We start from the raw sequence: 7,447 nt of genomic DNA, 5'->3' as shown, positions 1-7,447 counted from the left end.
GCCGGGGTCCAGTCCTACGGTCGCAACTGGACCCCGGCCTGCGCCGGGGAACGCATAGTCATACATTGAGGCCTTTTCTTGCCGACCGACATCGCCTTTCTCGCAATCGCCGAAGCGCAGCAGCTCTATCACTGGCTGCCGGCTGCGCTGGAACTGGCGCGACGGCCCGACGTCCGGGTCAGCATATTGTCGCCCTCGGATCAGATATTGGCGCTGGTCGAAAGCTATGATCCGACCGGCAGCCTCCGCCGGGTCCGCCTGCGCCGTCCGCCCTCGCCCCCCGACTCGCTGTTCCGGCAGCCCTCGCGGCTCGCGACTCTGCTCCTCAACTATCCCACCATCGCCCGCTTCCCGACTTTGGTGACGACCGAGATCAGCAGCGCCTGGCTGCGCCGCGTGCCGGGTTTCCGCTCGCGTCTCATCCTCATCAAACATGGCGCGGGTGATCGGGAGGGCGGCTATAAGAAGCGCCATCGCGACTTCGACCTGACGCTGGTGGCGGGCGAGAAGGATCGGCGCCGCATGATCGACCGGGGCCTTTGCACGGCGGAAACGGTCGTTGTCGGCGGCTATCCCAAATTCGAGTTGAAGGCGGAGCGGCAACGCTTCTTCCCCGACGACAAGCCGGTGCTGCTCTATAATCCGCATTTCGACCCGGCCCTGTCGTCCTGGATCAACCATGGGCCGGCGATGCTGGCGGCGCTGGAGTCGCTGACGGACTGGAACGTCATCATCGCCCCGCACACGAAGCTGGCGATAAAAGCGCCGCCGATCGTCAGTAGCGCCCCCCATATCCGCATCGACATGGGCAGCCGCCATTCGATCGACATGAGCTATACGATGAGCGCGGACGTCTATCTGGGCGACGTGTCGAGCCAGGTGTATGAATTTCTCATCCAGCCGCGCCCCTGTATCTTCCTCAATCTCGACCATCGCGATGCGTCGGGGGACGCCTTCGCCCATTGGAAACTGGGTCAGGTGATCGAACGCGCCGACGCCCTTCCGCAAGCGCTCGCCCGCGCGAACGACTTGCAACCCGGCTTCGTTGCTGCTCAGGAAGCGGCTATGCAGCAGTCCATCGACCTGTCCCCGGTCCCCGCCTCCCAAAGGCAGGCGGACCTCATCCTGAATTTCGCGAAGAAGGGCGTATGAGCCAGACGATCACCACCACCCTTGGCCCGGTCCGCCTGATCGGCGACAATGCGACGCCGATCTGGGGCATGTCCAATGCCGAGCGCAACCGGCGCATGGCCGAAAGCGCGGCCAAGAATGGCAGCGCGCTCGCGCCGGGGCATGAGCTGCTGTTCAACCTCACCTACGCCTTCGATCCGCTGCTGTTGCGGCTCGTGCTGGAGACGCCGGGTACCTTGTTCGTGTGGGGCAGCACGCCGATCGTGGGTCAGGTGGCGCAGGGCACCGATCCGCTGACGGCGCAGCATGTGATCGACCTGTCGGACGGCCGCAAACTCTATAACCGCCAGCTGCGCAAGCTGGAGCAGCCGATGGTGCGCGAACTCACCCCTGCATCCCGGCGGCAGATCGAGCGGCGCAGCTATTTCGGCGCGTACAAGGGCGTGACCGACGTCCTGACCAAATATCTGTGGCCCGAACTGGCGCTGATCCTGACGCGCATCGCCGCGCAATTGCGCATGACACCAAACATGGTGTCGGTGATCGGCGTGACCCTCTGCCTCGTCGCCACCTTCCTGTTTGCCAAGGGGCTGTTCTGGACCGGATTCCTGTGCGGTTTCATCTTCATGGTGCTGGACACGGTGGACGGGAAGCTGGCCCGCTGCACCATCACATCGTCCAAATGGGGCAATGTGATCGACCATGGCGTCGACCTCGTCCACCCGCCCTTCTGGTGGTATTTCTGGGGCACGGGGCTGGTCTATTGGGGCCTTGGCCTGTCGGGCGGCACCTTCGCCTTCATCATGACGGCCGTGATCGCGGGCTATGTGCTGCAACGGCTGATCGAGGGGATGTTCCTGAAGGACTTCAAGATGGACATTCATGTCTGGCGCCCGTTCGACAGCCAGTTTCGCCTCATCACCGCGCGGCGCAATCCGAACATGGTGATCCTGTTCGTCGCGCTGCTGTTCGGCCGTCCCGATATCGGCCTGATCGCGCTGGCATGGTGGACGATCATCTCGCTGGTCGTCCATGCCGTGCGACTGGCGCAGGCCTATGGGCAGGCGCGCTCTGGCAAGCCGATCGTCAGCTGGATGGACGAAGCGGAAGCGGCGCTGTGAACGCGACGATCAATAAGTTCGGCTGGCCCGCTACGTTGATCGCGGAGTTCACCCATTGGGTTGTGCTCCTGCGCCCGGCACAGCCGACGCTGGGGTCGCTGGTTCTGGCGGCCAAGAGCGACTCGACGGCGTTCGGCGACCTGCCGGCGGAAGCGCATGCCGAGTTGAAGACCGTCACTGCGGCGATCGAGGCGGCGCTGGGCAAGGCGGTGGACTATGCGCGGATCAACTATCTGATGCTGATGATGGTCGATCCCCACGTCCATTTCCACGTCATCCCTCGCTATGAAGGCGAGCGGAGCGCGGCGGGCGTGACGGTGGCGGATGCCGGCTGGCCGGGTCAGCCCGATCTGGGCGCGGCGGTGAAGCTGGACAGCGAGTTGGACAGCTTGCGCGATTGGTTGAAGGGTTATTTCGCCTGAAATCCTCTCCCTTTGGGGGAGAGGGATGCGCAGACTTGGCCGCTTGCTGCTCAACCTGTGGCTTTCCGTTCCCCGGCGCAGGCCGGGGTCCAGGTGCACGCTCTGAACTGGACCCCGGCCTGCGCCGGGGAACGCGTCATATGCGCGCCTTGATTGGGAAGAAGGGAAGGTGCCCTGTCCTATTCAGGCCTCAGCTGCTACCATCAACTCGCTCGCAACAATCGGTCTGCAATAGGACATGAAATTGCGCGGTGAGCGGGAAATGTGCGAAGTTAAGCGCGCGAAACCTTATTTCGCGTAGCGCCCTTCGGCCACCCACTTCGCCGTCAGAGCGTTCGCCGCTTCGACATCCTGCGGAAAATCGACCTCCTGCCAGTCCAGCCCGTCGATCGAGACGGTGCCGACGCGATTGCCCTTGGCGATGATGTCGATGGCGCGCAGATACCAGCGCTCTACCCCTTCGGGCGTGCGCATCATCTGTTCGATCTGGTTGCGAAAAATGGCGGGGCCTTCGCCGGTGAAGGCCAGCATGCCGATCGATTCGGCATTGGTGTCGGGGGGCAGCAGCCGCTTGCCGATATGGTGCAGGCGACCGGTCGCGTCGCGGTTCACCTTCATGTCGTCATCATCATAGTCGCCGTCCGCCTTGATATCGACGGTGACGGTGATGGCGTCCTGCGCGCCGTTTACGAGGCGGCCGACGATCTCGTCGGAAATGATGGTGTCGCCGTTCAGGATGATGAAGTCCCGGTCCATCTCCTCCCGCACGATCCAGCAGGTGCCAAGGTTGTCGGCGACCTGGAAGAAGGGGTTGAAAACGGTACGGATGCGCGCGCCTGTGTCGCGATAAAGTTGCAGCGCATGATCCTCCACCCGTTCGGTGCGGAAGCCGGTTACGACGACGATGTCGGTCACGCCATTGGCGACCAGCGCAGCGACCTGCCAGCTGATGAGGCTGCGGCCGTTGAAGTCGATCATGCACTTGGGCACGTCGCGGGTCAGCGGAAGGAGGCGCGAGCCTTGGCCGGCGGAGAGGATGATGGCTTTGCTGATCGTCATGTCCGCGCTTTAGAAGCCAATTTGGCCGAAAAAAAGGCGGCATTTGCACTCGATCTTTCGCTCGCCTAAAGCGCGACCTGCCCAACCCTCCTTCGGTCCTATGGAGTCATGATGTTCAAGCGCGGATCGGGAGCCGCTGGCGACGGGTTCGCCCGTATCCTGGCCAATACCGGCTGGCTGCTGGGCGGCAAGGGCGTGGGCGCGGTGCTGAGCCTCGCCTATCTGGCCATCGTGACCCGCACGCTGGGGGTGGAGGATTTCGGCCGTTTCGCGCTGGTGCTGAGCGCCGCCAACGTCATCAAGACGCTGGTGAGTTTCGACAGCTGGCAGATCGTCGTGCGCTACGGCCAGCCGCATCTGGCGAGCGGGAATGGCGATGCGCTCAATCGCGTGCTGCGTTTCTGCATCCTGATCGACCTTGGCTCTGCACTCGCGGGCGGGCTGATCGCCGCCGCCATCATCCTGCTATTCGGCAACCTGCTGGAAATCGGGCCGGACATGGGGTGGCAGGTCTGGGCCTTTTGCATGGTGATGATGATCACCATCCGGTCCAGCCCGACCGGCGTGCTACGCCTGTTCGACAGGTTCGATTCGGCCGCCTTCGCCGAAACTATGATCCCGGTCGGCCGCATGATCGGCGCAGGCGTGGCGCTGGCGATGATGCCGAACATCAGCGGCTTCCTGATCGCCTGGGCCTTTGCCGAACTGCTCTGCGCCTTGAGCTACTGGCAATTGGCTCTCAAGGTCGGGCGCGGGCGGATCGGCAGCTGGCGCGCGGGACGAGCATTGGACGCGCGGACGGAAAATCCCGGCATCATCGGCTTTCTGACCGCCACCAACCTGCAAACCAGCCTTTCTTCCATCGGCCAGCAGGTCGCGGTGCTGATCGTGGGCGCCTTTGTCGGGCCGACCGGGGCGGGCCTCTATCGCCTCGCCAACCAACTCGCCAATTCGCTGACCAAGATCAGCAGTCTCCTTTCGCGCAGCATCTTCGTCGAACTGTCGCGCACCAGCAGCCACGGGAAGGAAGCGCTGAGCGCGCTGTTCCGCCGCACCAACAGGCTGGCGCTGGTGGCGGGCGCGGTGATCATCGGCCTGATCGTCACCATCGGCCATCCGCTGCTGGGGCTGATCGCGGGCAAGGATTTCCTGCCGGCCTATCCGCTGCTGCTGATGCTGGGGGTTGCGGCCTGCATCGACCTGATCGGGGTCAGCTATCGCCCGCTGCTGATGGCGACCGACCGGGCCGGCCTGTCGCTGCGCATCACCTTCGTATCGACCCTGTTGCTGCTGGCCCTGCAATCGGCGCTACTGCCGCTGTACAGCACGAAGGGCGCGGCGATGGCCAATATCGCCGCGTCGCTCGCCGGATTTGCGATGATGGGGCTGGCCAGCCGCCGCGCGATGCGGGACTGATCGGAAGCAGCGTCGCTTATTCGGCCTCTTCGACCGGGGCGCCCGGGCCGTTCTTCAGCACCGATTCGATCGCATTTTTCGCGCCGGCCTTGCTGGCATAGCCTTCGGTCCAGAAGATCGTTTCGCTATTATATTTGAACTTGGCGACGAACTCGCCGGCCTTGTTCTTCTCGATCACGAACTTGTGCGCCATGGGACATCTCCAGACTCGTTGCGTCAGCGAAATCGAGCTGGAGAATAGGGGCGCGAATCGAGCTTGGCAATGGCGGCGGGCGGCGCATTGCCGGTGATGAGCGCGGCCCCTAGCAGCGCTGCTGCGGGCGAAGTCTGGATGCCGAAACCGCCCTGCCCCGCGAACCAGAAGAAGCCCGGACTGTCGGGGTCGAAGCCATAGACCGGCGCGCGATCGGGCGCGAAGCTGCGCAGGCCCGCCCATTTATGCTCGACCGCCGCGATCGGCCAGTCGACCGCTTGCTGAAACAAGGCGATCGCCTGCGCCACGGCCAGCTCTTCGGGCGCGGCATCACAGGGGGGCGACGGCACCTCGTCATGCGGGGTCAGCCACACGCGGTCGCGCCCTTCCGGCTTGAAATAGAAGCGCGAACGCAAATCCATCAGGCGCGGCAGATCGGGCGAGGACAGGCCGGGGATATGCAATTGCACCACCGTCCGACGCAGCGGCGTGATGCCGATCGGCCGCACGCCGCAGACGGTCGCGACCTGATCCGCCCAGGCACCGGCCGCATTAACCAGCAGGCCGCAACGGATGATCTCCGCCCCGCTATCCACCTGCCAGCCACCGCCTTCGGAACGAGCAGCCGTCAGACGCGTCGCCAGCCTGATTTCCCCGCCCAACCGGCGGAAGCGGCGCAGATGGGCCTGATGCAGCGCCGCGACATCGATATCCTGGCAGCTTTCCTCCAGCACGCCGATCGTCCAGTCCGGCCGCAGCCCCGGCATCAACGATGCGGGATCGACGGCGCGCAGATCGACCTTACCGGCAAATCCATCCATCAAAGCGTCGCGCCAGGGCGCATCCTCCGCCCGGCCGACATGAAGCGCGCGGCGTGGCGACAGGAAGCTGCGGTCGTGGAAGTCGGGATCGGGATTGGTCAGATAAGGCCCCGACGCGGTCGTCAGCGGCTGGACCAGCGGACCGCCATAGGTTTCTTCCCAAAAGGCAACCGAACGGCCGGTGGCGTGATAGCCCGCGCTATCCTCCATCTCCAATATCAGCACGCGGGCATGGGCGGCCAGCTGCGCGCCAAGGCTGGCGCCGGCCATGCCGCCGCCCACGATCACGATATCGGGATGATTCAACGGCCCATTCCGCCTCAAGCAGTCTCGTCCAGGAAAGCGTCGATCCGGGCCAGCGCATCGAGCCGGACCGGGTCCAGTTCGCGCAATATTTCATGCGCGGCTTCGGGCCCATAGACATGCAGCCGCGCCGTCGCAATGCGCGCCGCGACCCGCCGGATGGCGGGCGTGGATACCAGCTGATCCACCGCCGTCGCCAGGATCAGCATCGGCGTGGCTATGCGTGCGACCGCTTCCGACCGTTCCAGCGCCCGTGTCGATTCCAGCGCCTGCAATACCCAGGTCCAGCTGGGCGGTCCCAGCGCGATCTCCCGGCTATGGTCGCGCCACCAGATTTCGTCGGCATAACGGTCCGGATCGTGCGTCAGCCGCTTTTGCCGCATCTTGCGCTGCCGTTCCGACTGTTCCTTCTGCGTCCAGGCGCGGTCCTCGCCATGGCCGCTGCGCACCATCGCACGGGCGATTCCCACCGCCAGCCAGCGCGGCAGCGGGGCGGTATGGACGCCCAGCATCGGCGCCACCACGGCGGCGGCATCCGGCGGGGTCATCCCCTCCGCCAGCGCGCGGACCAGCATATGACCGCCCATGGAGTGCGCCACCATTGCGGTCGGCCCCTCCCCCTCCGCGCGCCAATCGACCGCCAGCGCGCCTAGGTCCGCGATCCAGTCGGCAAAGTCGCCAATATGGCCGCATAGCGGATCGTCGGTCAGCCGGCCCGATCCCCCCTGCCCGCGCCAGTCGAAGCTGGTCACGGCCCAGCCGCGCGACGCCCAATGGTGGATCACCTCCAGATATTTTTCGATCATGTCGCCGCGCCCGCCCAGCACCAGCATGCGGCCACGCGCACCCGACCCCAATCGATAGCGGCGGACCGGCCAGCCGTCGGGCGCATGCCAATAATCCAGCCGCCCGCCCATCGGCCAGGCGCGCCGGTCGAAAGCGGCTGTAGGAAAGTCGGGTGAATCCATCGCCCGATGGTTA

The 7,447-nt window shown here is 64.9% G+C and carries 8 protein-coding genes; 4 read left to right on the top strand and 4 right to left on the bottom strand.

Translation table 11 applies throughout. The annotated features are described in order from the left end of the window. The first annotated feature begins 78 nt into the window (after nt 1-78). The 3 genes from F4U94_RS15260 to F4U94_RS15250 are packed head-to-tail and all read left to right on the top strand — an operon-like array spanning nt 79 to nt 2,674. Complete coding sequence (locus F4U94_RS15260) at nt 79-1,152, top strand: glycosyl transferase (RefSeq protein ID WP_120249456.1); 1,074 nt, start codon at nt 79-81, stop codon at nt 1,150-1,152. Continuing rightward, a complete protein-coding gene (locus F4U94_RS15255; protein WP_120249455.1) occupies nt 1,149-2,252 on the top strand; it encodes a CDP-alcohol phosphatidyltransferase family protein in 1,104 nt (367 codons plus the stop codon). Before F4U94_RS15260 ends, F4U94_RS15255 begins: the two co-directional genes overlap by 4 nt. Then, on the top strand, nt 2,249-2,674 hold the full coding sequence (locus tag F4U94_RS15250; RefSeq protein ID WP_120249454.1) for an HIT family protein: 426 nt from the start codon (nt 2,249-2,251) through the stop codon (nt 2,672-2,674). Before F4U94_RS15255 ends, F4U94_RS15250 begins: the two co-directional genes overlap by 4 nt. A 288-nt stretch (nt 2,675-2,962) precedes the next feature. Here the strand turns inward: F4U94_RS15250 and F4U94_RS15245 are convergent, their stop codons facing one another. Then, complete coding sequence (locus tag F4U94_RS15245; RefSeq protein WP_120249453.1) at nt 2,963-3,733, bottom strand: phosphocholine cytidylyltransferase family protein; 771 nt, start codon at nt 3,731-3,733, stop codon at nt 2,963-2,965. 108 nt (nt 3,734-3,841) lie between these two features. Between F4U94_RS15245 and F4U94_RS15240 the strand changes: the two genes are divergently transcribed. Next, complete coding sequence (locus F4U94_RS15240) at nt 3,842-5,149, top strand: lipopolysaccharide biosynthesis protein (protein WP_172598746.1); 1,308 nt, start codon at nt 3,842-3,844, stop codon at nt 5,147-5,149. A 16-nt stretch (nt 5,150-5,165) separates the two neighbouring features. Here F4U94_RS15240 and F4U94_RS15235 read toward each other — a convergent pair whose 3' ends face one another. Genes F4U94_RS15235 through F4U94_RS15225 form a run of 3 tightly spaced genes read right to left on the bottom strand, consistent with a single transcriptional unit; the run spans nt 5,166 to nt 7,434 of the window. Further along, entirely contained in the window at nt 5,166-5,342 is a 177-nt protein-coding gene (locus F4U94_RS15235) for a YegP family protein (protein WP_120249452.1), read from the bottom strand. Between the two features lie 23 nt (nt 5,343-5,365). Continuing rightward, on the bottom strand, nt 5,366-6,469 hold the full coding sequence (locus F4U94_RS15230; protein ID WP_120249451.1) for an NAD(P)/FAD-dependent oxidoreductase: 1,104 nt from the start codon (nt 6,467-6,469) through the stop codon (nt 5,366-5,368). 14 nt (nt 6,470-6,483) lie between these two features. After that, nucleotides 6,484-7,434 (bottom strand): alpha/beta fold hydrolase, encoded by a 951-nt coding sequence (locus tag F4U94_RS15225; protein WP_120249450.1) that lies wholly within the window; start codon nt 7,432-7,434, stop codon nt 6,484-6,486. Between the last annotated feature and the right edge of the window lie 13 nt (nt 7,435-7,447).

The organism is Sphingobium limneticum (genome assembly GCF_008710155.1).
Lineage (GTDB): Bacteria > Pseudomonadota > Alphaproteobacteria > Sphingomonadales > Sphingomonadaceae > Sphingobium > Sphingobium limneticum.
Note: the sequence above shows the minus strand (reverse complement) of the source record. Positions and strands in the feature narration are given on the sequence as shown.

Excerpts from the sequence above, each read along its gene's own strand:
- F4U94_RS15255 (WP_120249455.1), top strand. The coding sequence starts at position 1,149 with ATGAGCCAGACGATCACCACCACCCTTGGCCCGGTCCGCCTGATCGGC.
- F4U94_RS15245 (WP_120249453.1), bottom strand. The coding sequence starts at position 3,733 with ATGACGATCAGCAAAGCCATCATCCTCTCCGCCGGCCAAGGCTCGCGC.
- F4U94_RS15225 (WP_120249450.1), bottom strand. The coding sequence starts at position 7,434 with ATGGATTCACCCGACTTTCCTACAGCCGCTTTCGACCGGCGCGCCTGG.
- F4U94_RS15235 (WP_120249452.1), bottom strand. The coding sequence starts at position 5,342 with ATGGCGCACAAGTTCGTGATCGAGAAGAACAAGGCCGGCGAGTTCGTC.
- F4U94_RS15240 (WP_172598746.1), top strand. The coding sequence starts at position 3,842 with ATGATGTTCAAGCGCGGATCGGGAGCCGCTGGCGACGGGTTCGCCCGT.